Raw genomic sequence first — 26,506 nt, forward strand, 5'->3', positions numbered from 1 at the left:
TCGGGCCGCGACGGTCAACTGCTGGCGGCGGGCGCTGCAGCCGGGGCGGGCGCGGCGCTCGTCGTCGTGCTTTCGGAACTGCTCGATGCAGCCGGCGCGGCCGAAGCAGGCGCGGCTTCCGTCGTTGCAGCCGGGGCGGCGTCGCCCGACGCCGTCGCCGGCGCGCTGGTGCCGCCCGAACCGCCACGGAAATCGGTGACATACCAACCCGAACCCTTCAGCTGGAAGCCCGCAGCAGTGACCTGCTTGCGAAAGGCATCCTTCCCGCATTCCGGGCACTGCGACAGCGGCGCGTCGCTCATCTTCTGGAGCACGTCCTTCGCGAAACCACACGCTTCGCATCGATAGGCGTAGATCGGCATGATATTTTTCCCGCGGAAACTGGAAACGGCTTGCAAAACCTTGAATTATAGCCGAAACCCTGCCGCGCTCCGGCAATGGCCGCGACAACCGCGCATCAGCGGCGACGCCAGGTGAGCCAGCGCTCGTGTCCTTCGAACACCGCGAGCGAATCGGTCACGGGCAAATCCTCGATCAGCTCGAAGTGCGGCGTGAGCAGCGCATCGAGTTCGGCACGCTCGATTCCGAACGGCGGCCCCTTCGGTTTCGCCATCAGGAAGAAGTAGCCGGCCAGCAATCCGTCAGCAGGCAGCAGCTCGGCCATGCGCGCCGCATAGTCGGCTCGCATGGCCGGCGGCAGCGCGCACAGGAACGCGCGCTCGTACACCCACTGCACGTCGAACGGCGGCCGGTACGCAAAGAAATCGGCCTGCTCGACGACGCCCGCATGCGCGCCGAGCTGCGCCTTCGCGACAGCCACCGCCTGCGCGGCGAAATCGATCGCACGCACGGGCCAGCCGGCTTCGGCCAGCCACCCGGCTTCCTGCGCACTGCCGCAGCCGGGAATCAGCACCGCGCACGGCTCGAGCCGATGCGCGAACACACTGAAACCCTCGGGCACGCCACCGAACTCCCACGGCGTCACGCCACGCTCGAAACGCTCGTCCCAGAACGATGCGTTGCCGGGATCGCGCGTCGTGAAATCGGCGGCGGTCGGCGCATTCGGCTTCGGTTGTTTCGGATCGGACATCGCCGTCCTCCTTTCGGTCAGGCGCCGTACGCGAGCAGGATCAGCACACGCGCAACGAGCGCCCCGACGCCAACGGCGAGACCGAAGATCAGCAGCGCCTGCAGCAGCCGGTTCGTCCGCTTCTGCTCGACGAGGATCTGGCGCATCAGGTCTTCGCTCGCGGCGCGCGGCGCATCATGGCGCGCGGCCATCGCATGGTGGATCAGGCGCGGCAATTGCGGCAGCGTCTTGCTCCACTGCGGCGCCTCGACCTTGAAGCGCTCGTACCAGCCGCGCAGGCCGATCTGCTCGGTCATCCAGCGCTCGAGGTACGGCTTCGCGGTCTTCCACAGGTCGAGCTCGGGATCGAGCGAGCGGCCGAGGCCCTCGACGTTCAGCATCGTCTTCTGCAGCAGCACGAGCTGCGGCTGGATCTCGACGTTGAAGCGGCGCGACGTCGAGAACAGGCGCATCAGCACCTGGCCGAGCGAGATGTCCTTCAGCGCGCGGTCGAAATACGGCTCGCACACTGCGCGGATCGCGCTTTCGAGCTCCTCGACGCGCGTTTCGGGCGGCACCCAGCCCGATTCGAGGTGAAGCGTCGCGACGCGGTGATAGTCGCGCTTGAAGAACGCGAGGAAGTTCTGCGCGAGGTAGTTCTTGTCGAAATCGGACAGTGCGCCGACGATCCCGAAATCGAGCGCGACGTAGCGGCCGAACGTGTTCGGATCGAGGCTCACCTGAATGTTGCCCGGGTGCATGTCCGCGTGGAAGAAGCCGTCGCGGAACACCTGCGTGAAGAAGATCTCGACGCCTTCGCGCGCGAGCTTCTTGATGTCGACGCCGGCCGAACGCAGCGTCTCGACCTGGCTGATCGGCACGCCGGTCATGCGCTCCATCACGAGCACCTGCGACGTCGAGAAATCCCAGAACATCTCGGGCACGAGCAGCAGGTCGAGGCCCGCGAAGTTGCGGCGCAGCTGGCTGCCGTTGGCGGCCTCGCGCATCAGGTCGAGCTCGTCGTGCAGGTACTTGTCGAATTCGGCGACAACTTCGCGCGGCTTCAGGCGCCGACCGTCGGCCCACATGCGCTCGGTCCAGATCGCGATGTCGCGCATCAGCGCGAGGTCGGAATCGATCACGGACAGCATGTTCGGGCGCAGCACCTTGACGGCGACGGCCTTGCCCGCGTGCTGGCCCTGCTTCAGCTTCGCGAAATGCACCTGCGCGATCGACGCGCTTGCGATCGGCTCACGCTCGAATTCGTCGAACAGCTCGTCGACCGGCGCACCGAGCGACTTCTCGATGATCCCGATCGCGACCGCCGAATCGAACGGCGGCACCTGGTCCTGCAGCTTCGCGAGTTCGTTCGCGAAATCGACCGACAGCAGGTCGCGGCGCGTGGACAGCACCTGGCCGAACTTCACGAAGATCGGGCCGAGACTTTCGAGCGCGTGACGCAGCCGCACGGCAGGTGGATCGGAATAACGGCGGCCGATCGTCGTGATCCGCAGCAGCAGCTTCACGCGCCGGTCGTCGATCCGGGACAGCATCACTTCGTCGAGACCAAAGCGGATGACGGTGTAGACAATCTTGATGAAACGGAAAATGCGCATGCCCTGCGGCCCCTCAGTGCGCGCCGCGCGGGCTGGAACCCGTGCGCGCGCCGATTTTTTGTTCGAGTCGCTCGACCCGCTTTTCGACCCGTGCGAGCGCATCGCGTGCGCGCGCCAGCTCGGCATCGAAGCCGCCGAGCGACGCACGCCGGACGACTTGCGGGTTCTCGTCGAGCCAGTATTCGGCGACGGAATCGAGCACGTTGCGGCCGGTGCGTCGCGCGCGCGCACCGGCGTCGCGCACGACCGTCGCGATCCGGTATGCCGCCGCGTCGCCGACCAGCTTCGCGAGATCTTCTTCAGGTTCCCAGCGCAGGTGCTCGGCCAGCTTCGCGATCTGAGTCGCGAACTCCGCGTCGCCCTCGATCTTCACGTGCTTCATCACGGCCGCCTGGCCGCCCTGCAGGAACGCGGCGACGGTATCGCCGGCAAGCGCGATCGACACGTCGACCTGCTGCGCATCGTGCGCGTCGACGGCCGACAGATAGCCGTCGGGCTGCACCAGCAGCGTGAGCGTAACCGGGGGCACGTCGATCCGGGCAGTCTTGCCCGCATACGGAATCAGGCGGTCGCGCGCCCACGATTCGCGGGCGAGCAGGTGATTGACAGCAGCAGCAAAAGGCTTGGCGGCAAAGGTCATCGGGCTGGGAAAGAAAAAACCCGCGCAGGCCGGGCGCCCACGCGGGTTTCTATTGTAACGTCGGATCGTCGGCAGACCGTGCCTGACCGTACACCCGGGCGGCAAGCGGTCGCAGTGCGGCGGCCGTTGCCCGGGTGCCGGCGGCGCGGGCCGCCGGTCACGCTCAGTGCGTGTTGATCTGCTGGATGCCCGCGAGCAGCCAGCCCTGACTGCCCGACTTCGACAGGTTCCACACCTCGTCGAACGGCGCAGCCGACGCATTCGCCGATTCGCGGATCAGGCCGTGGAAGCGCACGCTCGCCGACTGCTCGATGCCGCGATCCTCGATCGCGACCAGTTCCGCGTCGAGCTGCACGACGTCGGTCTGGTTCGACTCGTTGCCGCGCGAATCGAGGTCGATCTTGATCTCGGCGAACATTTCGGGCGTCGTGAACTCGCGGATGTCGGCCAGGTTGCCCTGGTCCCACGCGGCCTGCAGGCGCACGAAATAGACCTTCGAGCTGCGCAGGAACGCTTCGGTGTCGAAGCCGGCCGGCACCTGGAGCGGTGCTGCCGCAGCAGCCGCTGCCGCGCCGGTGGCCGCGGCACCGCCGCCGAACACGCCCTGCGCTTCGTTCGCGTAGCTGCTGCCGCTACCCGCATAGTTGCTGCCGGTGCTGCCCTGCTGGAACGACGGGCTTTGCGAGTAGCCGCCCGACGACGACGCCGAGCCGCCGACCGAATACGCCGGCTCCTGCGGACGACGGCGGTTCATGAACTTGCGGATCAGCCAGATGCCGACCGCCGCGAGCAGCGCGATCACGATGACGTTCGCCATCATGCTCGCAAACGCGCCGCCCAGGCCGAAGTGCGACAGCAGCGCCGCGATACCGAGACCGGCCGCGAGGCCGGCGATCGGCCCGAGCCAGCGCGAGCGGTTGGGCTGCGCGGCCGGTGCGGGTGCGGCCGGATTCGCACGCTGCGCCTGCGACGGCGCGGCCTGCTGCATCGGCTGCTGCGCGGGCGGCGTGGCCTGGCGCTGCGTGACGGTGGAGTTCTGGCGGCCAATGCTGCGCCCGCCGCCCATGCGCTTGGCTTCGGCGTCGAGCGATGCGAACGTGCCGGCCGTGAGCAGGCCGACCATCAGCAGCGTGCCGACCCGTCGAGCCCACGGCTTCGACGGCTTGCTACGGTTGAACAACGAACGCGATTCGAACATCAGTTTCTCCAGATGTAAGATAAATGTATGGAAAGAGCCCCTTAGTACTTGGCTCCCATGTGTAAAGCTACCACGCCACCTGACAAATTGTAATATTTGACGGCATCGAGGCCCGCTTGTTCCATCATCGTCTTCAGCGTGTCCTGATCGGGGTGCATCCGGATAGATTCAGCAAGATACCGATAACTTTCAGCATCTTTCGCGAACTTGTCGCCAAGCCACGGTAATACTTTGAAAGAATACAGATCGTACGCCTTTTTCAGCGGATCCCAGACTTTCGAGAATTCCAGCACCATCACGCGGCCGCCGGGCTTCGTCACGCGGCGCATCTCGGCCAGCGCGGCATCCTTGTGCGTCATGTTGCGCAGCCCGAACGCGACCGTGACCAGATCGAAGTAGTTGTCCGGAAAGGGAATTTTCTCCGCGTCGCACAGCAGCGACGGCGTCACGACACCCTTGTCGAGCAGCCGGTCGCGGCCGACGCGCAGCATCGATTCGTTGATGTCCGTGTGCCAGACCTCGCCCGTCGGCCCGGCCGCCTTCGCGAACGCCTTGGTCAGGTCGCCGGTGCCTGCCGCGAGGTCGAGTACCTTGAAGCCGGGGCGCACGTTCGCCTGCGCGATCGTGAACGCCTTCCACGCGCGGTGCATGCCCGCCGACATCAGGTCGTTCATCAGATCGTAGTTGCTCGCGACCGAATGGAACACACCCGCCACTTTCTTCGCTTTTTCGTTTTCCTCGACGCTTTCGAAGCCGAAGTGGGTTTTGCTCATCGCGTTGATCCTCAGTAAATGGCAAGACGGCGCCGAGCGGGCGCCGTCGAATTTCAGTGGCAGTGGCCGTGCGACGCGCTCGCCGCCTGCATCGGGGCGTCGCGCTCGACGCCCGCCGCCTTCAATTTGTCGAAATAGTCGCGCCATAGCGCGTCCTGCTGCGTGGCCAGCTCGTACAGCAGGTCCCACGAGTAGATGCCGGTCGAATGGCCGTCGGAAAACGTCGGCTGCAGCGCGTAGTTGCCGACACCCTCGAGCGCGGTGATCGACACTTCGCGCTTGCCCGTCTGCAGCGTCTCCTGGCCGGGCCCGTGGCCGCGCACCTCGGCCGACGGCGAATACACGCGCATCAGCTCGAACGGAATCCGGAAACTGTCGCCGTTCGGGTACTGCAATTCGAGCACGCGCGACACCGCGTGCACGACGACGCCGGACGGAATCGGCGTCGTGGAAGTCAAACCGCTCATGGCTGCCTCGAATCGGTCATGCGTTGAATTTCCTCGCGAACCGCATTGTGCAGCAGCGAGGCCTGCGCTGCGCGCGAGCGCAGCAGCGCCTCGGACACGCTGCGCTGGCGCGGCGCCCATACGGGCTGCGGGAAGTGTGCGTCGTTGGAAAAGCGCGGGATCACGTGCCAGTGCACGTGCGGCACCATGTTGCCGAGGCTCGCGAGATTCACCTTGTTCGGCTGCATCACGCGGCGCACGGCCCGCTCGACCGCGTAGACCACGCGCATCAGATGGGCCCGGTCGGGCTCGCCGAGATCGGAGAATTCGGCCACATGCGCGCTCCAGATCACCCGGCAGAACCCCGGATACTCGTGCTCGCCCGTCGCGAGGACGACACGCACCGCTTCGTCCTGCCACAGCACCTCGCCGCCGTCTTCACGGCAAAACACGCATTCCATCGTCGCTCCCATGTGGACGGGCGCCGGCATTGCTGCGCCGGCGCCCGCTCATTCCTGGCCCGGTCGGGCGGTCGTCATGCCCGCATTAGACCAGCACGCGCTCGATCCCGCCATTGTTCGCACGTGCGACATAATCGGCCATCCAGTTCTCGCCGAGCACCTGGCGCGCGATTTCGACCACGATGTAGTCGGCTTCGAGGTTCGCGTCCTCGCCGTAGCGCGACAGGCCCTGCAGGCACGACGGGCAGCTCGTCAGGATCTTCACGTCCGGGCCGTTCGCGGCCGCGGCGGCCGGCGCCGGCGCGTTGCCGGCCACGACCGGGATGCTGCGCAGCTTCGCGGCACCCTTGCGGATCTCCTCTTCCTTGCGGAAGCGGACCTGCGTCGAAATGTCCGGGCGCGTGACCGCGAGCGTGCCCGATTCACCGCAGCAGCGCTCGTTCTTCTCGATCTTGTAGCCGTCCTTCTCCGCGCCCATCAGCTCGTTGACGAGCTTCACCGGGTCCATCGTCTTGATCGGCGTGTGGCACGGGTCGTGATACATGTAGCGAGTGCCCGTCACGCCATCGAGCTTCATCCCCTTCTCGAGCAGGAACTCGTGGATGTCGATGATCCGGCAGCCCGGGAAGATCTTGTCGAATTCGTAACCCGCGAGCTGGTCGTAGCAGGTGCCGCACGACACGACCACCGTCTTGATGTCGAGGTAGTTCAGCGTGTTCGCGACCCGGTGGAACAGCACGCGGTTGTCGGTGACGATCTTCTCGGCCTTGTCGTACTGGCCCGAGCCGCGCTGCGGATAACCGCAGCACAGGTAACCCGGCGGCAGCACGGTCTGCACGCCGGCTTCCCACAGCATCGCCTGCGTCGCGAGGCCGACCTGCGAGAACAGGCGCTCGGAGCCGCAGCCCGGGAAGTAGAACACCGCTTCCGAATCGACGGTGGTCGACTTCGGGTTGCGGATGATCGGCACGATCTTGTTGTCCTCGATGTCGAGCAGCGCGCGCGCCGTCTTCTTCGGCAGGTTGCCCGGCATCTTCTTGTTGACGAAGTGGATCACCTGCTCGACCACGGGCGGCTTGCCGACCGTCGCCGGCGGGTGCTGCGTCTGCTTCGTCACGACCTTCTTCAGCATGTCGTTCGCGAAGCGCTGCACCTTGTAGCCGGCGCCCATCATCACGCTGCGCGCGACGTTGATCGTCTGCGGGTTGGTCGCGTTCAGGAAGAACATGCCCGCCGCATTGCCGGCGTTGAACTTCTTCTTGCCCATCTTGCGCAACAGGTTGCGCATGTTCATCGTGACGTCGCCGAAGTCGATCTTCACCGGGCACGGCGTCGCGCACTTGTGGCACACCGTGCAGTGGTCGGCCACGTCGTTGAACTCGTCCCAGTGCTTGATCGACACGCCGCGGCGCGTCTGCTCTTCGTACAGGAACGCCTCGACCAGCAGCGAGGTTGCAAGGATCTTGTTGCGCGGGCTGTACAGCAGGTTCGCGCGCGGCACGTGCGTCGCGCACACCGGCTTGCACTTGCCGCAGCGCAGGCAGTCCTTCACCGAATCGGCGATCGCGCCGATGTCGGACTGCTTCATGATCAGCGACTCGTACCCCATCAGCCCGAAGCTCGGCGTATAGGCGTTGCGCAGATCGGCGCCTTCGAGCAGCTTGCCCTTGTTGAAGCGGCCGTTCGGGTCGACGCGCTGCTTGTACGCGCGGAATTCGGCGATCTCGTCGTCGGTCAGGAACTCGAGCTTCGTGATGCCGATGCCGTGCTCGCCGGAAATCACGCCGTCGAGCGAACGCGCAAGCGTCATGATGCGAGCGACCGCCGCGTGGGCGTCCTGCAGCATCTCGTAGTTGTCGGAGTTGACCGGCAGGTTGGTGTGGACGTTGCCGTCACCCGCGTGCATGTGCAGCGCGACGAACACGCGGCCGCGCAGCACCTGCTTGTGGATCGCCTGCGCCTCGTCGAGGATCTGCTTGAACGCGCCGCCGTTGAAGATCGCGCGCAGCTCGGCGCGGATCTCCTGCTTCCACGAGATGCGGACCGTGCGGTCTTGCGTGATGTGGAACACGGTCGCGCCCGGCTGCTCGTCCGCGCGATCGGCGAACTTCTCGGCAAGCGCCTCGTAGCCGAGCTGCACCAGGTAGTGCTGCGCCTCGCGCAGCGGCTGGTCGAGCCGGTCGCGCACGAATTCCCAGCGTGCCCGCACGCGCTTGAGCAGCTCCAGCGCCTGCTGGACCCGGTCTTCGAGCAGTTCGGCGCTCGGGATCTCGTTCGCGTCGTCGGTCTTGCCGAGCGGCAGGTTGCCGGCGCGGAAGAAGGCTTCCAGCGCGTCGACGAGCTGCAGCTTGTTCTTCAGCGACAGCTCGATGTTGATTCGCTCGATGCCGTCGGTGTACTCGCCCATCCGGTTCAGCGGGATCACGACGTCTTCGTTGATCTTGAACGCGTTCGTATGCTTCGCGATCGCGGCCGTACGGCTGCGGTCGAGCCAGAAGCGCTTGCGCGCCTCCGCGCTGACCGCGACGAAGCCTTCGCCGCTCTTGCCGTTCGCCATCCGGATCACTTCGGACGTGGCGTGCGCGACCGCATCGGCATCGTCACCGACGATGTCGCCGATCAGCACCATCTTGGGGAATGAATTGCGCTTGCTCTTGGTCGCGTAGCCGACCGCGCGCAGGTAGCGCTCGTCGAGGTGCTCGAGGCCCGCGAGGATCGCGCCGCCCTGCTTCGACGTTTCGAACAGGTAATCCTTGATCTCGACGATGCTCGGGATCGCTTCGCGCGCCTGGCCGAAGAATTCGAGGCAGACGGTGCGCGTATGTGCGGGCATCTTGTGCAGCACCCAGCGCGCGGACGTGATGAGCCCGTCGCAGCCTTCCTTCTGCACGCCCGGCAGGCCGGCGAGGAACTTGTCGGTCACGTCCTTGCCGAGCCCTTCCTTGCGGAACCGACGGCCTTCGATGTCGAGCATCTCGCTCTTCAGCAGCTTCTCGCCCGGCGCGTACGCGCCGTCGAACCACTTCAGCTCGAAACGCGCGACCGCGATGTCGTGGATCTTGCCCTGGTTGTGCTCGTGGCGCGTGACTTCGAGCCAGTTGCCGTCCGGGTCGACCATCCGCCACCAGGCCAGGTTGTCGAGCGCGGTGCCCCACAGCACGGCCTTCTTGCCGCCCGCGTTCATCGCGACGTTGCCGCCGATGCACGATGCGTCGAGCGAGGTCGGATCGACCGCGAACACGTAGCCGGCCGCTTCCGCCGCCTCGGTCACGCGGCGCGTGACGACGCCCGCGCCGGAGAAGATCGTCGGCACCTTGTGCGCGACGCCCGGCAGCTCGGTCAGCTCGACCGCGCCGAGCTGTTCGAGCTTCTCGGTGTTGATCACGGCGGAGAACGGCGTGAGCGGCACCGCACCGCCCGTGTAGCCGGTGCCACCGCCGCGCGGGATCACGGTCAGGCCGAGCTCGAAGCAGGCCTTGATGAGGCCGGCGATTTCGGCTTCGCTATCGGGGGTCAGCACGACGAACGGGTATTCGACGCGCCAATCGGTGGCGTCGGTCACGTGCGACACGCGCGACAGCCCGTCGAAGCGGATGTTGTCCTTCTGCGTGCAGCGGCCGAGCGCCTTGGTCGCGCGGCGGCGCAGGTCGGCCATTTTCTCGAATTCGTCGGCGAACTCGTTGACCGCGCGCTGCGCGGCGGTCTCGAGCATCTCGACACGCGACGCGCGTTCGCGGCCCGCGTCGTCGCGGTGCTCGGTGAGATCCGCGCTGCGGCGCTTGCCGATTTCGGTCAGGCGGTGGTTCAGCGCCTCGATCAGCAGCGCGCGGCGCTTCGGGTTGTCGAGCAGGTCGTCCTGCAGGTACGGATTGCGGCGCACGACCCAGATGTCGCCGAGCACTTCATACAGCATCCGCGCCGAGCGGCCCGTGCGGCGCTCGGCACGCAATTCGTCGAGCACCGACCACGCCTCTTCGCCGAGCAGGCGGATCACGATCTCGCGATCCGAGAAGGACGTGTAGTTGTAGGGAATCTCGCGCAAGCGGGGCGCGGGGTCAGAGGCGACGGCGGCGGCCGCGCCATGCGGATCGAAAACTTGTGGTGCGTTCATGTTCGGACGACTCGGAGGGCCGATACACCGTGCACGGGCGTCGGCAAGCGCGTGGGCGCAATCTTGGGGAAATCTGTTCTGTTACCAGGCGCGCGGCTGTCCTTCTTGGGGCCGGAGCGGGCGACTCGCCCCTCCTGGCCGGCGACAGGGCCTGGCGGCACTCGGAACGATCAGCACGATCGCGCGCGGCGCGCATGCCGTTCGGCCGCGGGGCTGGCTGCGCGCGGCGTCGGCTTCAACGGTGCGATCCGAGGGTGCCTCTGCATCTTCCGATCCTTGATTCAAAACGGAATTCTAACCCATGATCGGGCCATGCGTGACACGTCGGACAGGTCGTGGGGCTATCGCCGCGAGCCGCGCCAGGACTGGCTCGGCGCGATTTCATGCGACCATTCGCCGTCCGTCCGGTCGGTAACCATGCGGTTAAACCGGTAAAAAGGGCCGTGCGAGCGCGCCGGCGCCCCGCCCGCGCGGCCCGGCGAGCACGCGCTCGGCATGCCGCTTGCATGCGGGCGGACCCTTGGCGCTATCATTGATCTTTTACCGTCTGCTTTCCGCACTGCACGCGAACGCCCATGGCATCCCACGATTACCTGAAGAAAATCCTCACCGCGCGCGTCTACGACGTCGCGATCGAGACGGAACTCGAATCCGCCCGCATCCTGTCGGCCCGGCTGCGCAATGCGGTCTACCTGAAGCGCGAGGACAACCAGCCGGTGTTCTCGTTCAAGCTGCGCGGCGCATACAACAAGATGGCGCACATTCCGGCGGACGCGCTCGCGCGCGGCGTGATTACGGCATCGGCCGGCAACCACGCGCAGGGTGTCGCGTTCTCGGCGGCCCGGATGGGCGTGAAGGCCGTGATCGTCGTGCCCGTCACGACGCCGCAGGTGAAGGTCGATGCGGTGCGTGCGCACGGCGGCCCGAGCGTCGAGGTGATCCAGGCCGGCGAGTCGTACAGCGATGCGTATGCACACGCGGTCAAGGTGCAGGAAGAGCGCGGCCTCACGTTCGTCCACCCGTTCGACGATCCGTACGTGATCGCCGGCCAGGGCACGATCGCGATGGAAATCCTGCGCCAGCACCAGGGCCCGATCCATGCGATCTTCGTGCCGATCGGCGGCGGCGGGCTCGCGTCCGGCGTCGCGGCCTACGTGAAGGCGGTGCGCCCGGAGATCAAGGTGATCGGCGTGCAAGCCGAAGATTCGTGCGCGATGGCGCAGTCGCTGGAAGCCGGCAAGCGTGTCGAGCTGAGCGAGGTCGGCCTGTTCGCGGACGGCACCGCCGTGAAGCTGGTCGGCGAAGAAACCTTCCGCCTCTGCAGCGAATACCTCGACGGCGTCGTGACGGTGAACACCGACGCGCTGTGCGCGGCGATCAAGGACGTGTTCCAGGACACGCGCAGCGTGCTCGAGCCGTCCGGCGCGCTCGCGGTCGCGGGCGCGAAGCTCTACGCGGAACGCGAAGGCATCGAGAACCAGACGCTCGTCGCGGTCACGTCCGGCGCGAACATGAACTTCGACCGGATGCGCTTCGTCGCCGAGCGCGCGGAAGTGGGTGAAGCGCGCGAAGCCGTGTTCGCGGTCACGATCCCCGAGGAGCGCGGCAGCTTCAAGCGCTTCTGCTCGCTCGTCGGCGACCGCAACGTCACCGAGTTCAACTACCGGATCGCCGATGCGCAGGCCGCGCACATCTTCGTCGGCGTGCAGATCAAGCGCCGTGGCGAATCGGCCGAGATCGCCGCGAACTTCGAATCGCACGGCTTCAAGAGCGTCGACCTGACGCACGACGAACTGTCGAAGGAACACATCCGCTACATGGTGGGCGGCCGTTCGCCGCTCGCGCTCGACGAGCGCCTGTTCCGCTTCGAATTCCCGGAACGGCCGGGCGCGCTGATGAAGTTCCTGTCGTCGATGGCGCCGGACTGGAACATCAGCCTGTTCCACTACCGTAACCAGGGCGCGGACTACAGCTCGATCCTCGTCGGGCTGCAGGTGCCGCAGGCCGATCGCGCCGAATTCGAACGCTTCCTCGCGGCACTCGGCTATCCGTATGTCGAGGAGAGCGCCAACCCGGCTTACCGCCTCTTCCTGTCGTAAAGGCGTCACGCATGAATCCCGAACATTCCCCGCTCGGCAAGGCCACCGTCTACGCCGCCCAGTACGACGCGTCGCTGCTGTTCCCGATCCCGCGCGCCAGTGCACGCGAGCAGCTCGGCATCACGTCGGCGCTGCCGTTCTTTGGCACCGACATCTGGAACGCCTACGAGCTGTCGTGGCTCAACGCGCGCGGCAAGCCGCAGATCGCGGTTGCGACGTTCTACGTGCCGGCCGAATCGCCGAACATCGTCGAATCGAAGTCGTTCAAGCTGTATCTCGGCTCGTTCGCGCAGACGACGTTCGACTCGATCGACGCGGTGCGCGATACGCTGAAGCGCGACGTGTCGGCCGCATGCGGCGCGACCGTCTCCGTGCAGCTCGTGTCGCCGCACGATTTCGGCAAGCTCGAAATGGAAGAGCTCGACGGGCTGTCGCTCGACCGGCTCGACCTCGACACCGACGTGTACGAACCCGATCCGTCGCTGCTGAAGGCCGCCGAGGACGAAGCGCCGGTCGAGGAGACGCTCGTATCCGACCTGCTGCGCTCGAACTGCCCGGTCACCGGCCAGCCCGACTGGGGCAGCGTGCAGATCCACTACGTCGGGCCGCAGATCGATCACGCGGGCCTGCTGCGCTACATCATCTCGTTCCGCAACCACACGGGCTTTCACGAGCAGTGCGTCGAGCGGATCTTCCTCGACATCCTGCACGCGTGCAAACCGGTGAAGCTCGCGGTGTATGCGCGCTATACGCGCCGCGGCGGCCTCGACATCAATCCGTTCCGCACCAACTACAACCAGCCGATGCCGGACAACGCGCGCAACGCGCGGCAGTGACGGCGGCGGGTAGCCGCCGCGTCGTGCAGTCGGCAACGCGCGGCAACGACCCCAGACAAAACAGCCCGGCCGGGTTCAACCGGCCGGGCTGTTTTTCATTACGCGGAGCAGCGCGGACGGCCTGCACTCACCCGCTCAGCGGCCGCTCCGGCAGGATCTCCACCAGGCGCAACAGGTAGCCGTCGGGATCCTGCACCAGCATCTCGACCTGGCCATGCTCGATCTCGTCTTCCCGATACCAGGACGTGCGCGGCTCGACGAACAGCGTCACGCCCGCGGCGCGAATCCTGTCGACGATGGGATCGAGCGCATCGACCTCGATCTGAAAATTGATCCCGCGCCCGAACGGCGGCTCCAGCGGGCCGGTCACCCAGCTCTCCGGGCTGTGCTGTTCGAGCATCAGTTGAGCGCCCCCGATCTCGAGATAGGCGAACCCGTCTTCCGGACGCTCGAAGCGAATCCGGAATCCGAGCACGTCGCGATAGAAGCGAATGCTTCCGGCAAGGTCCGAGCAAATCAGCTCCGGCACCAGCGCAGCCCATTCCATGCATGTCCTCCCCGTATGGTCATGCGGCACCTTACACGAACGAGCGGGATGCGTTGCGGCGGTTGCAGCCTCGGGCACACTACCCGCCGCTCGACCGGCGTCCCGCACATGACAAAACGGGCCCGGCGCACGTGAATGCGCCGGGCCCGTTGCGTAGCGGTTCGCCGTTGCGGTGTTACTTCGCCGGCGCCTTGTACGCGATGCAGTCGACTTCGACCTTGCAGTCGATGACCATGCTCGACTGCACGCACGCGCGTGCCGGCGGATGCTCGCCGAAGTACGAAATGAACACCTTGTTGAACGACGCGAAATCGCGTGCGTCGTCGAGCCACACGCCGCAGCGCACGACGTGCTCGAGGCCGTAGCCGGCTTCCTTCAGGATCGCGATCACGTTCTCGATCGTCTGCTTCGACTGCGTGACGATGCCGCCTTCGACGACCTCGCCGTTCACCATCGGCGTCTGGCCCGACACGTACAGCCAGCCGTCGGCCTCGACCGCGCGTGCGAACGGCATCACCTGGCCGCCCGTCCCCTTCGCTTCGCCTACGCCATATCGCTTCATCGTTTCACTCCTTGTTTGTCGGCCGGAGCCGGCGCTTCAGCGCCTGCTCCGGCCCCATGCAACGCACGGTTACGGATGCGCGCACCGACAGCGGCACGCGCGGCAGATCGGAACAACCACCGCGTTCAGAACGCGGCGTCGGCACTCGCCGGCACGCGCTCGCCGCGCGCGACGAAGCCACCGGCGCGCTCGCCGGTCGGCTGGCCGTTTTCATACGTGAGCACGCCGTTCACCCACACGGCATCGATCCCGTGCGCGGGCTGCTGCGGCTTCTCGAACGTCGCGGCGTCGATCACGCTCGTCGGGTCGAACAGCACGAGATCCGCGTGGTAGCCCACATGCACTTCGCCGCGCTTCGCGATCCCGTAGCGGCGCGCGGACAGCGACGTCATCTTGCGGATCGCCTCCTCGAGCGGCAGCAGGTTCGTGTCGCGAACGTAGTGGCCGAGCACGCGCGGGAACGCGCCCCACAGCCGCGGGTGCGGCAGCGGATCGTTCGGCAGGCCGTCGGAGCCGACCATCGTCGCGGGATGCGACAGGATCCGGCGCACGTCGTCCTCGGACATGTTGTGGTACACGGCGCCCGCCGGGCGGATGCGCTGCGCAGCTTCCTGCTCGGTCACGCCCCAGTCGGCAGCGATCGCCTTCAGCAGCTTGCCCGCCACTTCCGGGTGCGGCTCGGACCACGTGATCGTGATGTCGATGTCGCCCGTCACCTGCTTCAGGTCGAGCGTCGACGAGCTGCGGCTGTACGGATAGCAGTCGCAGCCGACCGGCTGGTAGCGACGCGCACCTTCGAGCGATGCAAGCACCTCGGTGCTGCGCCCCCAGTTCGACGGGCCCGCGCACTTCAGGTGCGAGATCACGACCGGCACGCGCGCATGACGGCCGACCTGGTACGCCTCTTCCATCGCATCGAGGATCGCGTCGAACTCGGTGCGCATGTGCGTGGTGTACAGCGCGCCCGCGTTCGCGAGCGGCTCGGCGAGCGCCACCACCTCTTCGGCGGGCGCCGCGAACGCGGAGCCGTACGCGAGGCCCGACGACAGGCCGAGCGCGCCGTTCGCGAGCGCCTCCTCGAGCTGCGCGCGCATGCCGGCAATCTCGCCGTCGGTCGCCGCGCGGTCGAGGCGGTCCATCTGGTTGTTGCGCAGCGCCGTATGGCCGACGAGCGCCGCGACGTTTACGGCCGGACGCGCATCGTTCACGGCCGCGACGTAGTCGGCGAAGGTCGGGTACTGGAACGCACCGCGCTCGCCGAGCAGGTTCATCGGGTCGGGCGGATCGCCCGCGAGCGTCACCGGCGACGCGCTGATCCCGCAGTTGCCGACGATCACGGTTGTCACGCCCTGCGAGATCTTCGGGATCATCTCCGGTGCGCGGATCACGTGCGTGTCGTCGTGCGTGTGCACGTCGACGAAGCCCGGCGCGAGCGCGCGGCCGTTCGCATCGACGACATTTTCGGCAAGCCAGTTCGACAGGTTGCCGATCGCCGCGATCACGCCGTTGCGGATCGCGACGTCGCGCGTGACGGGCGGCGCGCCGGTACCGTCGTAAAGCTGCGCGCCGACGATCAGCGTATCGGCGGCTTCGGGATGCGAATGCATGGTCAGTCTCCTACCGGTTGACGGTCTCCGCCGCCGCGATGCGCATCGAGCGCGTGCTTGATGCGACGCAGCGATTCTCGGCCCGCATCGCCGAGCCGCAATGCGACTCCGGTGACGAGCACGTCGATCGCCATCATCATCGCGTAACGCGATGTCGACGGCTTGTAAATGAAATCGGTTTCGAACGCGACGACCGGGATCAGGTGGTCGGCCAGCTTCGCGAGCGGCGACGCCGGCGCGGTGATCGCGATCAGCTTCGCGCCGTAGCGCTTCGCGAGCCGGCAGCTCTCGAGCAGCTCGGGCACGCGGCCGCTCACCGACAGCGCGACGACGACGGTGTCGCGCGACAGCGTCGCGGCCACCATCCGCTGCAACACGCTGTCCTGGTAGCTCGCGACGGGCCGGCCGAAGCGCACGAGCCGGAAGCGCAGCTCGTCGGCAAGCGCGGTCGAGCCGCCGCCCTGCCCGTACACATAGGTCATCTTCGCGGCGGCGAGCAGGTCGGCCGCCGCCTCGAACGACGTATTGCGCAGCAACTGATGGTTGTGCGCGAGCGCGACGCGGATCTCGTCATAGACCATCGACGCGGGGCTCGGGTCGTCGGCCGGCGCGTCGTCGGACGGCACCAGGAAGCGCTGGCCGACGGCCGCCGCCTGCGCGACCAGCACCTTCAGTTCGCGCACGTCGCGGCAGCCGACCGCTTTCGCGAAACGCGTGACCGTCGCGACGCTGACCTCCGCGTCGCGTGCCAGCGCACCGATGCTGGCATGCGCGGCGCGCGCCAGGTCGGCGAGGATGAACGCGGCGACCTTGCGCTCGGCTTCGCGCAGTTCGGGCGCGCATTCGGCGATCCGCGCGACGATGTCGAGGACCGGCGGTGCGGCCGGAGCCGGATGAAGCTCGGCCGCGAGCGGGACGGACGGAGTGGCGGGCGTATTCATCTGCGGAAAAAGGTGTGAAGCTCGATGTTACTAAATAACATCACCGCGCCGATGCTACTTTCTGTACCATCGGCGTGTCAACTTCAGTGCAATGCATAGTGATGATGGAGCGGGATGACATGAAAGTTACAAACTATCAGGAAGCAACGATCGATCCGTTCGGCAAGGGTCTCGGCAATCTGCCGAGCGCGAGCGTGCCGCTCGGCGACGCCGGCCGCCTCGAGTGGAACCTGCTTGCGGAAGACGTCAGCCTGCCGGCCGCCGTGCTCTACGAAGATCGCATCGAACACAACCTGAACTGGATGCAGGCGTTCGTCCAGAAGTACGGTGTCAAGTTTGCGCCGCACGGCAAGACGACGATGGCGCCGCAACTGTTCCGCCGCCAGCTCGACGCCGGTGCCTGGGGCATCACGCTCGCGACCGCGCACCAGACGCAGGCCGCGTATCACGGCGGCGTGCGGCGCGTGCTGCTCGCGAACCAGCTGGTCGGCCGCCAGAACATGACGATCATCGCCGGGCTGCTGTCCGATCCCGACTTCGAATTCTTCTGCCTCGTCGATTCGGCGGAGAGCGTCGACCAGCTCGGCAGCTTCTTCGGCGCACTGAAGAAGCCGCTGAACGTGCTGCTCGAGCTCGGCGTGCCGGGCGGCCGCGCGGGCGTGCGCGATGCCGCGCAGCGCGAGGCCGTGCTGGCCGCGATCGCGCGCTATCCGGACACGCTGAAGCTGGCCGGTATCGAACTGTACGAAGGCGTGCTGAAGGAGGAAGGCGAGATCCGCACGTTCCTGCAGGAAGCGGTCGCGCTCACGCGCGAGCTGGCCGAAGCAGGCCGCTTCGCGCGTACGCCGGCGATCCTGTCCGGCGCCGGGTCGGCGTGGTACGACGTGGTCGCGGAAGAATTCGCGAAGGCGTCCAACGCCGGCTTCGCGGAAGTCGTGCTGCGTCCGGGTTGCTACCTGACGCACGACGTCGGCATCTACAAGAAGGCGCAGACCGACGTGTTCGCGCGCAACCCGATCGCACGCACGATGGGCGAAGGGCTGCTGCCCGCGCTGCAGCTGTGGGCCTACGTGCAGTCGGTGCCGGAGGCGGATCGCGCGATCGTCGCACTCGGCAAGCGCGACGCGGCGTTCGACGCGGGGCTGCCGGAGCCGGCGCGCCACTTCCGCCCGGGCCGCGATACCGCGCCGCGCGACGTCGCCGCCGCCGAAGGCTGGGCCGTCACCGGGATGATGGACCAGCACGCGTACCTGCAGATTCCGCCGGGCGCGGACGTGAAGGTCGGCGACATGGTCGCGTTCGACATCTCGCACCCGTGCCTGACGTTCGACAAGTGGCGCCAGGTGCTCGTGCTCGATCCGAAGTTCAGCGTGACGGAAGTCGTCGAAACCTTCTTCTGATATCCATCGCGCGCCGCGCCCCGCCGCTCGTGCGGGGCGGCCGTCACGCGCGCTTCAAGCGGCCGGAGTACACTGCGCTTTCGTCCTCGGGGCCCCAGGCGGGCGTTGCACACGCCTGTCGCGCGGGCCCTCAACGCAGCTCCACTGGAGAAAGCCATGGCCGCGAAGAAGATCCTGTTCCTGACCGGCGATTTCGCCGAAGACTACGAAACGATGGTGCCGTTCCAGGCGCTGCAGGCCGTCGGCCACCACGTCGATGCAGTCTGCCCGGGCAAGCGCGCGGGCGACAAGATCAAGACCGCGATCCATGATTTCGAAGGCGACCAGACCTACACCGAGAAGCCCGGCCACCAGTTCACGCTGAACGCGGCGTTCGACGACGTCGACGCATCGCGCTACGACGCGCTCGCGATCGCGGGCGGCCGTGCCCCCGAATACCTGCGACTCGACCCGAAGGTGATCTCGCTCGTGCGCGAGTTCGCCGAAGCCGGCAAGCCGATCGCCGCGATCTGCCACGCAGCGCAACTGCTCGCGGCCGCCGACGTGATCCGCGGCAAGCGCATCTCGGCCTACCCGGCCTGCGCGCCCGAGGTGAAGCTCGCGGGCGGCGAATACGCGGACATCCCGGTCGACGCGGCCGTGACCGACGCGCCGTTCGTCACCGCGCCCGCGTGGCCCGCGCATCCGGCCTGGCTCGCGCAGTTCCTCGCGCTGCTGGGCACGCGCATTGAGCTTTGAACCCGCTTTGAACCGCAAGTGAATTGAGATGAGATGAAGGGCCGGGCCGGCGGCGGATGCGCGCCGCCCTGCCCCGTGCTTCAGCGCGCGACCGGCGTCGAGCCGACGTCCGCGATTCGCGACTCCAGCATCGCCAGCGCGCCCGACAGTGAATTCAGCACGTCGTCCGGCAATTGCGCCATCGTCTGCTCGAGGAACGCCTTGCGGCGCGGCAGGCACGCGTCGAACGCGGCGCGGCCGTCGTCCGTCAGCGTCACGTTGGTCACGCGATTGTCGCGAGCGTCGGATTCACGCTGGATCCAGCCGAGCGCGTCGAGCGACTTCAGCTGGCGCGTGAGCGCGCCCGGATCGACGCGCAGCACTTCGACGAGCTTCTTCTGCGACGAATGCCCGCCCATCGTGTGCAATGCGACCATGATGCGCCAGCGCGGCATCGGTTGCCCGACGTGCGCCTCGAACGCGGTCATGAACGCGCGATACGTGCGTCCGAATTGCTGCAAGATCGCGACGCGGTCCTGTTCTTCCATGCGCTCAGTTCTACTCGTTCAATCGTTCAGTCGGCCGCGACATGCGGTTCGATCTTGTGCCGCAGCGCGATCGGCGGCACGCGGCGGCACTGCCACACCGACACCACGGCGACCACAGCCGCCATCGCGACGCCCAGGTGAATCGCGCCAACGAGCGATTCGCGGGCCGCTTCCAGCAGCAGCGCGCCATTATGCCCGGCACGCGTCAGCTCCGCGACGAGACCGCCCTGCGCGGCGCGATCGATCAGGATCTGCGGATCGGCGAGCTGCGCATGCCACTGCATCGCATGATCGGCCGACAGCGCGCTGCGCACGCCGCTCGAATACATCTGGTTGACGAGGGTGCCGGTCAGCGCGGTGCCGACCATCCCGCCGACCATCCGTAGCGACTGCAGCAGCGCGGTCGCGATGCCGAGATGCTCGCGGCCGGCCGTCTGCTGCGCGAAAACGGTGAGGTTCGGCAGCACGAAGCCGAGCCCGATGCCGCCCGCGACCATCAGCGCCATCAGCACCCACTTCGGCGTCGTGTGGGTCGACACAACGATGCCCGCGCAGGTGATCGCGAACAGCACGAAGCCGACGTGCAGCATCGCGTTCGGATTGCGGATGCGCGTGACGACCCGGCCGTTCATGATGCTGCCGATCGTGATGAACACGACGAGCGGCGTGATCACGAGCCCCGCTTCCTTCGGCGACATCCCGAACCCGCCCTGGAACAGCAGCGGCGCGTAGAACAACAGCGAGAACATCGAGAAGCCGGCGAGGATCGCCAGCACGAAGAGCGCCGACAGCGCGCGGTTGCCGAACATGTCGAACGGCAAAATCGGCTGCGCGCAACGCTTCTCCCAGCGCCACAGGCCGAAACCGGCCGCGACCGCGACGACGAGCAGCAGCGACGCCCAGCTCGCGACGCCGTACTTCGGCAGCCATTCGACGAACAGCTGCAGCGCGCCGAGCGACAGCGCGATCAGCAGCGCGCCCGGCCAGTCGAGCCGCATCTTGCGATCGTGCTCGACGTGGCGCAGGTGCGGCAGGTAGCGCCACACGAACAGCAGCGACAGCAGGCCCACCGGCAGGTTCACGTAGAACACCGAGCGCCAGCCGAACGACTGGGTCAGCACGCCGCCGAGCGACGGCCCGACCGCGTTCGCGATGCCGAACGCGGAGCTCATCAGCACCTGCCAGCGCAGCCGCACGACGGAATCGGGGAACAGGTCGGGAATGCATGCGAACGCGGTGCCGACCAGCATCCCGCCGCCGATCCCCTGCAGCCCGCGCGCGAGCACGAGCATCAGCATGTCGTTCGCCATCCCGCACAGCACGGACGCGGCGGTGAACACGACGATCGACGCAATGACGAACGGCTTGCGGCCGTAATAGTCGCCGAGCCGGCCGAAGATCGGCACCGTGATCACGGAACTGAGCAGGTACGAGGTCGCGACCCATGCGTACAGGTCGAATCCGCGGAGCTCGGCGACGATGGTCGGCAGCGCGGTGCCGACGACGGTCTGGTCGAGCGCGACCAGCATGGTGACAAATGAGATCCCGATCATCGCCAGCAGCGATTCGCGGAATGGCAGGACTTGCCCGCTTGAATGGTGGGCGGCAGTATGGACGGCCATTTTTTGTTGGCGCAACTTTTGACGTGTCAAACAATCTCAAAATTCTAGCACGCCGGAGTAATCTAGGCTGGCGACGGTCAAATCGAACCAGACCGCCAAGGAGAAAGATGGAACCGATTTCAATTACCCCCGCGACCACGTTGTCGCCGGAGGATCGGGACGCGCTGTGGCGCGCGAAGCAGGTGCTGGAAAGCCCGTCGCTGACGATGAAGCTGACGGGCATGCTCGGCGCGCCGGTCGAAAAGATGATCGCCCGGCTGCCGGATTTCGCGACCGGCAAGATCAACGATGCGACCCAGCTCGCGCTGCGCAAGTGCCTGAACATTGCGCTGCGCACGCTCGGCAAGCCACCCGCGCCCGACGCCGAGCCCGACAAGCCGAGCAACCTGCTGCACAAGCTCGCGGTCGCGACGACCGGCGCCGCGGGCGGTGCATTCGGCTTTCTCGCGCTGCCGGTCGAACTGCCGGTGACGACGACGCTGATCTTCCGCTCGGTGTGCGACATCGCACGCAGCGAGGGCGAAGACCTGAGCTCGGTCGATACGCAACTGCAATGCCTGGCCGTGCTCGGCATGGGCGGCAATCCGGACAAGCAGGAAGAGGACGCCGATCTCGGCTATTTCGTGCTGCGCGGCGCGCTCGCGCAGGCGATCTCGAAGGCATCGTCCGACATCACGACGAAGGGCATCGCCGCGCACAGCTCGGCGGCCGTGTTCAAGCTCGTGCAGACGGTGGCCTCGCGCTTCTCGGTGCAGGTGACCGAGCAGATGGCCGCGAAGTCGATTCCGGCGATCGGCGCCGTGCTCGGCGCGACCGTCAATACGCTGTTCATCGACCACTTCCAGCAGATGGCGCACGGCCACTTCACCGTGCGCCGGCTCGAGCGCAAGTACGGCTCGGTGGCCGTCAAGGCCGCCTATCAGGCAATCGACGCCTCGCCGGCCCGCTGAACCGCACGTTCGACCGCGACGCGGCGCAGGAACGCGGCCGCGCGGTCGAGCGCGTCGCGCGATTCCGGCACCATCGGCGCGTACAGCTGCCACACGTGCGGCATGTCCGGCCACACCTCGATCTCCACCGCTACCCCGGCCGCCTTTGCCTTGTCGGCGACGCGGCGCGAATCGTCGAGCAGCACCTCGGTGCTGCCGACCTGGATATACAGCGGCGGCAGGCCCGCGAAATCCGCATAGAGCGGCGATGCGTATGGATTCGTGCCCGGCTCGTCGCCCAGGTACAGCTTCGCGGCCTTCGGCAGCGCCGCGCCCGCGAACATCGGATCGGCGCCGTCGTTCGTGCGCAGCGTGGCGCCGGTGGCGGCCAGGTCGGTCCACGGCGAGAACAGGATCGCGCCGGCCGGCAGCGGCTCGCCGCGGTCGCGCAGCGCAACGAGCGTCGCAAGCGCGAGGCCGCCGCCCGCCGAATCGCCGCCGAGCACGATCGATTCGGGCGGCGTGCCGAGCGCCAGCAGTTGCCGGTACGCGGCCAGCGCATCGTCGAGTGCGGCCGGGAAGCGGTTTTCGGGCGCCAGCCGATAGTCGAGCGAGAACGAGCGCACGCCCGCGCGCTTCGTCAGGCCGAACACGAGCGGACGGTGGGTCTTCGTCGAACAGAAGTAATAGCCGCCGCCGTGGAAGTACAGCAGCGTGCGGCCGGGGCCGCGACCCGCGCCCGTGTCGGTGCGTTCGAGCCATTCGCCGCGCAGCGGCGCGTCGCCCGGGCCATAGCACTGGCGCAGCCGGTAGCCCGACGGCGCACGGCGCGGCACGACCATTCGCAGGTCGGTAAAGCGCCGTGCGCGGGCAGGATCGAGCACCTCGCGCGTGGTCTCGGGCCGGAACTGCCAGCGCAGCAGCCAGCAGGCGAACTTGCTTTGCCAACTCATCGGACGCACTCCGTAATCACAGTGTGACGATGGTACGTGCGAACGTTCCCGCACCGCTCGACAAGTGCCTCTACTTGACATCCTCCCGCGCCTGAAGGCTCGGGATTCCTACCGCGTTTGAAACGATGATGCTTGTCTCAGATCGCCTCGGCGGGTTCCTGCTTCACGGAGCGGCCCGACTGCACCGGCTCTCCACAGGCTGCAACGCGGTGCCCCCGCGCCAGTATGTTGATCGCACCGACCACATCGGCATGGCCCTCATGCCCGCACCCGACACAGCGGAATGCCGCCTGCGACTGCCGGTTTCCGGCGCTCACGGATCAAACGCCGGCACTCAATTCGCCGGCATCACCTGGCCGCGGATCTCGCCGGACGGGTGATCCTTCGTATGGACGTTGAAATACCACTTGCCGCCCATCAGGTCGGTGACCTGCGCGTCGGTGAGTTCCTTCGAACCGTTGATCGGGCTCGCCAGTTCGTCCTTCGGAATCGGCACCTGCACGCCGGCGTTCTGGCCGACCGGTGCGGGCCCGTGGAAGTGCGCGGCGGTGGCCGGCCCCGTGAGGTGTTCGTACGTGACCTTCCACTGCAGCATGTGGGTGGCCGTGTCGTAGGTCGCCTCGACGTCGCCCGAGCCCTTGGTCGCCGTCGGCGGCACTTCGCTCGACGGCTGGAGATTGGCGGACAGGTGCACCGTTTCGGCAGCGGCGCTGCCGGCGGCCAGCACGCCCGCGAGTAACGCGACCTGGAGCAAACGCAGCTTGAGCATGGACTCTCCTTGTACGACGTTGTACGCCGCCCGAGCGGGGGCGCCAGACATGATGGTAGTCGATCGCCGCCGCGCCGGGAGCCCACCGAACGGCCATGCAGCGAATCGCCGCATCGCGCCCGGCCGGCCCGTTCGCGCGGCGTGCGACGCGCAGTCTGCGTCAACCTGGAATGGACCTTTGCAACCCGGTGACTGAATCCGCGCGCGGCCTTTCGCTACACTTCGTCTCACAGTTGCTTGTTTCCTTCGTCCGAAGGAGTCTGCGAGTATTCACGCGGCCGCCCGGCCGCGTTTTTTTTTGCGCACGCCGCCGTCGGGTCCGGTTCACACCGTATCAAGCATGACGAAGCGATCGCGCCGTTTCACGTCACGCGCGATAGCCGGGATCGATGCAGTCGACGATACGCTGCAGCGCGTCGAACGCATCCTGCCCTGCACCATGCTTCGGATCGAAATTCAGCGAATCGCGCACGCACCCTTCGAGCACGGGCGTCGCGATCGGCAGCGCATCGCCGATCGCATGCGTGGCGATCTGCACCTCGCACGCGCGATTGAGCAGCCACATCAGCGAGAACGTCTGCGCAAGTGTTGCGCCGATCGTCACGGGCCCATGGTTGCGCAACAGCAGCACGGGACGCCCGCCGGCGCTCTCGACGATGCGCCGGCCCTCTTCGAGATGCACGGTGATGCCCTCGAAGTCGTGATACGCGATCTTCCCGTACAGCTGCGCCGAATAGAAATTCGAGAACGACAGCCCGTCGCGCGAACAGCACACGGCCATCGTCGGCGTCGTGTGCACGTGCATCACGCAGTGCGCATCGGGCAGCGCCGCATGGATCGCGCTGTGGAACGTGAAACCGGCCGGGTTGATCGGCCAGTCGGAATGACCGATCACGTTGCCGTCGATGTCGATCTTCACAAGGTTCGACGCGCACACCTCGCGGTAATGGAGCCCGAACGGATTGATCAGGAAATGCCCGTCCTCGCCCGGCACGCGCAGCGAGATATGGTTGTAGATCAGCTCGGTCCAGCCGAGATGATCGAAGATGCGGTAAGCCGCCGCGAGCTGCACGCGCGCCTGCCATTCGGCTTCGGAGAAACGGGCGGGACGCGTGAACGGCTGGTTCGGAACACGTTGCATGGGGGAACTCCGGTTGCGGGTGTGCGCGGCCCGCGTGGTACGGGCCGCCTGGCGGCACCGTCCTGCGCGCCACATTAGTTGCGCGCACAACCATATCATCAATCCCCGCGCACCGGAAACGCGGGTTTAGCCGGAGCGCTTCCGTCCCCTTAAAGCTGGTCGTCGACCGGCAGCAGCATGAACATGCCGGTCATCAGGTTGCGCAGCAGCCCCGCGTGCGGATCGACGTGATAGGTGGTCGGCCGGCCGTCGTCGATGCCCGTCCATTCGAGTTCGGGCGACCCGCCGTTCGCCGGCGTCACGAGACTCACGCGGTAGCTGTCGTCCGGCTGCGTCACGCGCGCGAAGATCGTCGCGACCTGCTGCGCGAGCGCCGGGCTGTGGATCACGAGCGCCAGTTCGGTATTCAGGTGCGCGGAACGCGGATCGAGGTTCATCGAGCCGATCACGAGGATCTTCCGGTCGATCACGTACGCCTTCGCATGCAGGCTCGCCCGCGAGCGCGACCCGAACAGGCGCGCGCGCTGCCGGCCCGGCTGGGCCTTGAACTCGTACAGCTCGACGCCGTGCTGCAGCAGCGGCACGCGATACGGCCCGTAGCCGGCCTGCACGGCGACCGCATCGGTCGCGGCCAGCGAATTGGTGAGGATCGCGACCCGCACGCCGCGCGCGGTCGTCTCGCCGAGAATCTTCACGCCCGCGTCGTGCGGCACGAAATACGGCGAGAACGCGAGGAATTCCTGCTGCGCGCCGCGCGTGAGCTCGACCAGGCGCTGCATCGGCGGGCTCACGTATGCGTCGGTCGGCCGCGCGACCTTGTCGGGCGCGTCGACCTTGAACTCGGCCGGCGCCCACACCAGTGCGAGCTCGTCGCGCGCGATCTGCTGCGCGAGCGGCGTCGCGTTCAGCGGCTTCGCGTTGTACGGTTCGGCGTTCTGGCGCCAATGGCTGCGCAGCTCGTCGCGCGTCGCATCGAGGTCCTTCGGATCGAACGACTGGTGATTCAGCACACTCAGCGGGTAGCTGCTCGCACTCGACCAGTACGTGTCGAAGCTCGCCGAGACGTCGTTCGTCACCGGGCCCGCGGCCAGCACGTCGAGATCGCGGAACTGCAGCGTCGGGCTCGCGTTGAAGTATTCGTCACCGAGATTGCGGCCGCCGACGATCGCGATCTGGTTGTCCGCGATCATCGCCTTGTTGTGCATCCGGCGCGTGAAGCTGTCGATGCGCGTGAAGAAGTTGGCCGTGCGCTCGACCATGCCGTGCTGCGCCGCGCCGAACGGGTTGAACACGCGGATCTCGATGTTCGGGTGCGTGTTCAGCGCGGCCATGATGCGATCGATGTCGCGGAAATTCAGGTCGTCGACCAGCATCCGCACGCGCACGCCGCGATCGGCCGCGTACAGCGCAGCGGCGAGCAGCAGCTTGCCGGTGGTGTCCTCGGTCGCGATGTAGTACTGCATGTCGAGCGTCTTCGTCGCGGCCCGTGCGAGCGCGTGCCGGGCTCGTGGGCGTTCGATA

24 protein-coding genes and 1 pseudogene are annotated in these 26,506 nt (G+C 66.9%); 5 read left to right on the forward strand and 20 right to left on the reverse strand.

Annotated features, from left to right (window positions below; translation table 11 throughout):
- Nucleotides 1–14: 14 nt before the first annotated feature.
- From G3O00_RS22290 to G3O00_RS22330, 9 genes are all read right to left on the reverse strand, one after another.
- On the reverse strand, nt 15–362 hold the full coding sequence (locus tag G3O00_RS22290; RefSeq protein ID WP_206144347.1) for an FmdB family zinc ribbon protein: 348 nt from the start codon (nt 360–362) through the stop codon (nt 15–17).
- A gap of 95 nt (nt 363–457) precedes the next feature.
- Nucleotides 458–1,090 (reverse strand): SAM-dependent methyltransferase, encoded by a 633-nt coding sequence (locus tag G3O00_RS22295; protein WP_206144348.1) that lies wholly within the window; start codon nt 1,088–1,090, stop codon nt 458–460.
- Nucleotides 1,091–1,107: 17 nt separating this feature from the next.
- A complete protein-coding gene (gene ubiB / locus G3O00_RS22300; protein WP_011353160.1) occupies nt 1,108–2,685 on the reverse strand; it encodes a ubiquinone biosynthesis regulatory protein kinase UbiB in 1,578 nt (525 codons plus the stop codon).
- A gap of 13 nt (nt 2,686–2,698) precedes the next feature.
- A complete protein-coding gene (locus tag G3O00_RS22305; RefSeq protein ID WP_027806086.1) occupies nt 2,699–3,325 on the reverse strand; it encodes an SCP2 sterol-binding domain-containing protein in 627 nt (208 codons plus the stop codon).
- A 163-nt stretch (nt 3,326–3,488) separates the two neighbouring features.
- Nucleotides 3,489–4,523: a TIM44-like domain-containing protein gene (locus tag G3O00_RS22310; protein WP_089431677.1), complete on the reverse strand. Its 1,035-nt coding sequence runs from the start codon at nt 4,521–4,523 to the stop codon at nt 3,489–3,491.
- Nucleotides 4,524–4,564: 41 nt separating this feature from the next.
- On the reverse strand, nt 4,565–5,296 hold the full coding sequence (ubiE, locus tag G3O00_RS22315; protein WP_011353163.1) for a bifunctional demethylmenaquinone methyltransferase/2-methoxy-6-polyprenyl-1,4-benzoquinol methylase UbiE: 732 nt from the start codon (nt 5,294–5,296) through the stop codon (nt 4,565–4,567).
- 53 nt (nt 5,297–5,349) lie between these two features.
- Entirely contained in the window at nt 5,350–5,763 is a 414-nt protein-coding gene (locus G3O00_RS22320; protein ID WP_174930709.1) for a DUF971 domain-containing protein, read from the reverse strand.
- The gene (locus G3O00_RS22325) at nt 5,760–6,203 is read right to left on the reverse strand and encodes an HIT family protein (RefSeq protein ID WP_206144349.1); all 444 of its coding nucleotides are present in this window, start codon (nt 6,201–6,203) and stop codon (nt 5,760–5,762) included. The genes G3O00_RS22320 and G3O00_RS22325 overlap by 4 nt, the downstream gene beginning before the upstream one ends.
- 85 nt (nt 6,204–6,288) lie before the next feature.
- Nucleotides 6,289–10,314: a DUF3683 domain-containing protein gene (locus G3O00_RS22330; RefSeq protein WP_174930711.1), complete on the reverse strand. Its 4,026-nt coding sequence runs from the start codon at nt 10,312–10,314 to the stop codon at nt 6,289–6,291.
- A 575-nt stretch (nt 10,315–10,889) separates the two neighbouring features.
- On the opposite strand from G3O00_RS22330, the gene ilvA reads away from it, so the two are divergent.
- Both ilvA and queF read left to right on the forward strand, forming a co-directional pair.
- Nucleotides 10,890–12,413, forward strand: a complete 1,524-nt coding sequence (gene ilvA / locus G3O00_RS22335; RefSeq protein ID WP_174930712.1) for a threonine ammonia-lyase, biosynthetic — start codon at nt 10,890–10,892, stop codon at nt 12,411–12,413.
- An 11-nt stretch (nt 12,414–12,424) separates the two neighbouring features.
- Nucleotides 12,425–13,249: an NADPH-dependent 7-cyano-7-deazaguanine reductase QueF gene (gene queF / locus G3O00_RS22340; RefSeq protein WP_206144350.1), complete on the forward strand. Its 825-nt coding sequence runs from the start codon at nt 12,425–12,427 to the stop codon at nt 13,247–13,249.
- 127 nt (nt 13,250–13,376) lie between these two features.
- Here queF and G3O00_RS22345 read toward each other — a convergent pair whose 3' ends face one another.
- The 4 genes from G3O00_RS22345 to G3O00_RS22360 all read right to left on the reverse strand — a co-directional run bounded on the left by G3O00_RS22345 (nt 13,377) and on the right by G3O00_RS22360 (nt 16,906).
- Nucleotides 13,377–13,796, reverse strand: a complete 420-nt coding sequence (locus G3O00_RS22345) for a VOC family protein (protein WP_206144351.1) — start codon at nt 13,794–13,796, stop codon at nt 13,377–13,379.
- Between the two features lie 175 nt (nt 13,797–13,971).
- Complete coding sequence (locus tag G3O00_RS22350) at nt 13,972–14,358, reverse strand: RidA family protein (protein ID WP_011353171.1); 387 nt, start codon at nt 14,356–14,358, stop codon at nt 13,972–13,974.
- Between the two features lie 125 nt (nt 14,359–14,483).
- Nucleotides 14,484–15,965: a D-aminoacylase gene (locus G3O00_RS22355; RefSeq protein WP_206144352.1), complete on the reverse strand. Its 1,482-nt coding sequence runs from the start codon at nt 15,963–15,965 to the stop codon at nt 14,484–14,486.
- A gap of 2 nt (nt 15,966–15,967) precedes the next feature.
- A complete protein-coding gene (locus tag G3O00_RS22360; RefSeq protein ID WP_174930716.1) occupies nt 15,968–16,906 on the reverse strand; it encodes a MurR/RpiR family transcriptional regulator in 939 nt (312 codons plus the stop codon).
- 119 nt (nt 16,907–17,025) lie between these two features.
- Here G3O00_RS22360 and G3O00_RS22365 point away from each other — a divergent pair, with 119 nt between their 5' ends.
- Complete coding sequence (locus G3O00_RS22365) at nt 17,026–18,306, forward strand: amino acid deaminase (RefSeq protein ID WP_011353174.1); 1,281 nt, start codon at nt 17,026–17,028, stop codon at nt 18,304–18,306.
- A gap of 156 nt (nt 18,307–18,462) precedes the next feature.
- On the forward strand, nt 18,463–19,044 hold the full coding sequence (locus G3O00_RS22370; RefSeq protein WP_021161332.1) for a DJ-1/PfpI family protein: 582 nt from the start codon (nt 18,463–18,465) through the stop codon (nt 19,042–19,044).
- A gap of 80 nt (nt 19,045–19,124) precedes the next feature.
- On the opposite strand, the gene G3O00_RS22375 is transcribed toward G3O00_RS22370, so the two are convergent.
- Both G3O00_RS22375 and G3O00_RS22380 read right to left on the reverse strand, forming a co-directional pair.
- Nucleotides 19,125–19,571: a MarR family transcriptional regulator gene (locus tag G3O00_RS22375; RefSeq protein WP_174930717.1), complete on the reverse strand. Its 447-nt coding sequence runs from the start codon at nt 19,569–19,571 to the stop codon at nt 19,125–19,127.
- Nucleotides 19,572–19,597: 26 nt separating this feature from the next.
- Nucleotides 19,598–21,193 (reverse strand): MDR family MFS transporter, encoded by a 1,596-nt coding sequence (locus G3O00_RS22380; protein ID WP_206144353.1) that lies wholly within the window; start codon nt 21,191–21,193, stop codon nt 19,598–19,600.
- Nucleotides 21,194–21,300: 107 nt separating this feature from the next.
- Between G3O00_RS22380 and G3O00_RS22385 the strand changes: the two genes are divergently transcribed.
- Nucleotides 21,301–22,143, forward strand: coding sequence for an EcsC family protein (locus G3O00_RS22385; protein ID WP_011353178.1), 843 nt, complete (start codon nt 21,301–21,303; stop codon nt 22,141–22,143).
- On the opposite strand, the gene G3O00_RS22390 is transcribed toward G3O00_RS22385, so the two are convergent.
- The 5 genes and pseudogenes from G3O00_RS22390 to G3O00_RS22410 all read right to left on the reverse strand — a co-directional run.
- Nucleotides 22,113–23,075, reverse strand: a complete 963-nt coding sequence (locus G3O00_RS22390) for an alpha/beta hydrolase (protein WP_206144354.1) — start codon at nt 23,073–23,075, stop codon at nt 22,113–22,115. The two genes, G3O00_RS22385 and G3O00_RS22390, sit on opposite strands and share 31 nt — an antisense overlap.
- A 137-nt stretch (nt 23,076–23,212) precedes the next feature.
- Nucleotides 23,213–23,392, reverse strand: a pseudogene (locus G3O00_RS22395) (zinc ribbon domain-containing protein); the annotation flags it as partial.
- Between the two features lie 17 nt (nt 23,393–23,409).
- On the reverse strand, nt 23,410–23,844 hold the full coding sequence (locus tag G3O00_RS22400) for a CHRD domain-containing protein (RefSeq protein WP_206144355.1): 435 nt from the start codon (nt 23,842–23,844) through the stop codon (nt 23,410–23,412).
- A 367-nt stretch (nt 23,845–24,211) separates the two neighbouring features.
- Nucleotides 24,212–24,985, reverse strand: a complete 774-nt coding sequence (locus G3O00_RS22405) for a class II aldolase/adducin family protein (protein ID WP_206144356.1) — start codon at nt 24,983–24,985, stop codon at nt 24,212–24,214.
- A gap of 149 nt (nt 24,986–25,134) precedes the next feature.
- On the reverse strand, nt 25,135–26,506 hold a 1,372-nt coding region (locus tag G3O00_RS22410), incomplete at its 5' end, for a phospholipase D family protein (RefSeq protein WP_206144357.1).

It is taken from the genome of Burkholderia sp. Ac-20384 (assembly GCF_017104605.1).
Classification (GTDB): Bacteria; Pseudomonadota; Gammaproteobacteria; order Burkholderiales; family Burkholderiaceae; genus Burkholderia; species Burkholderia lata.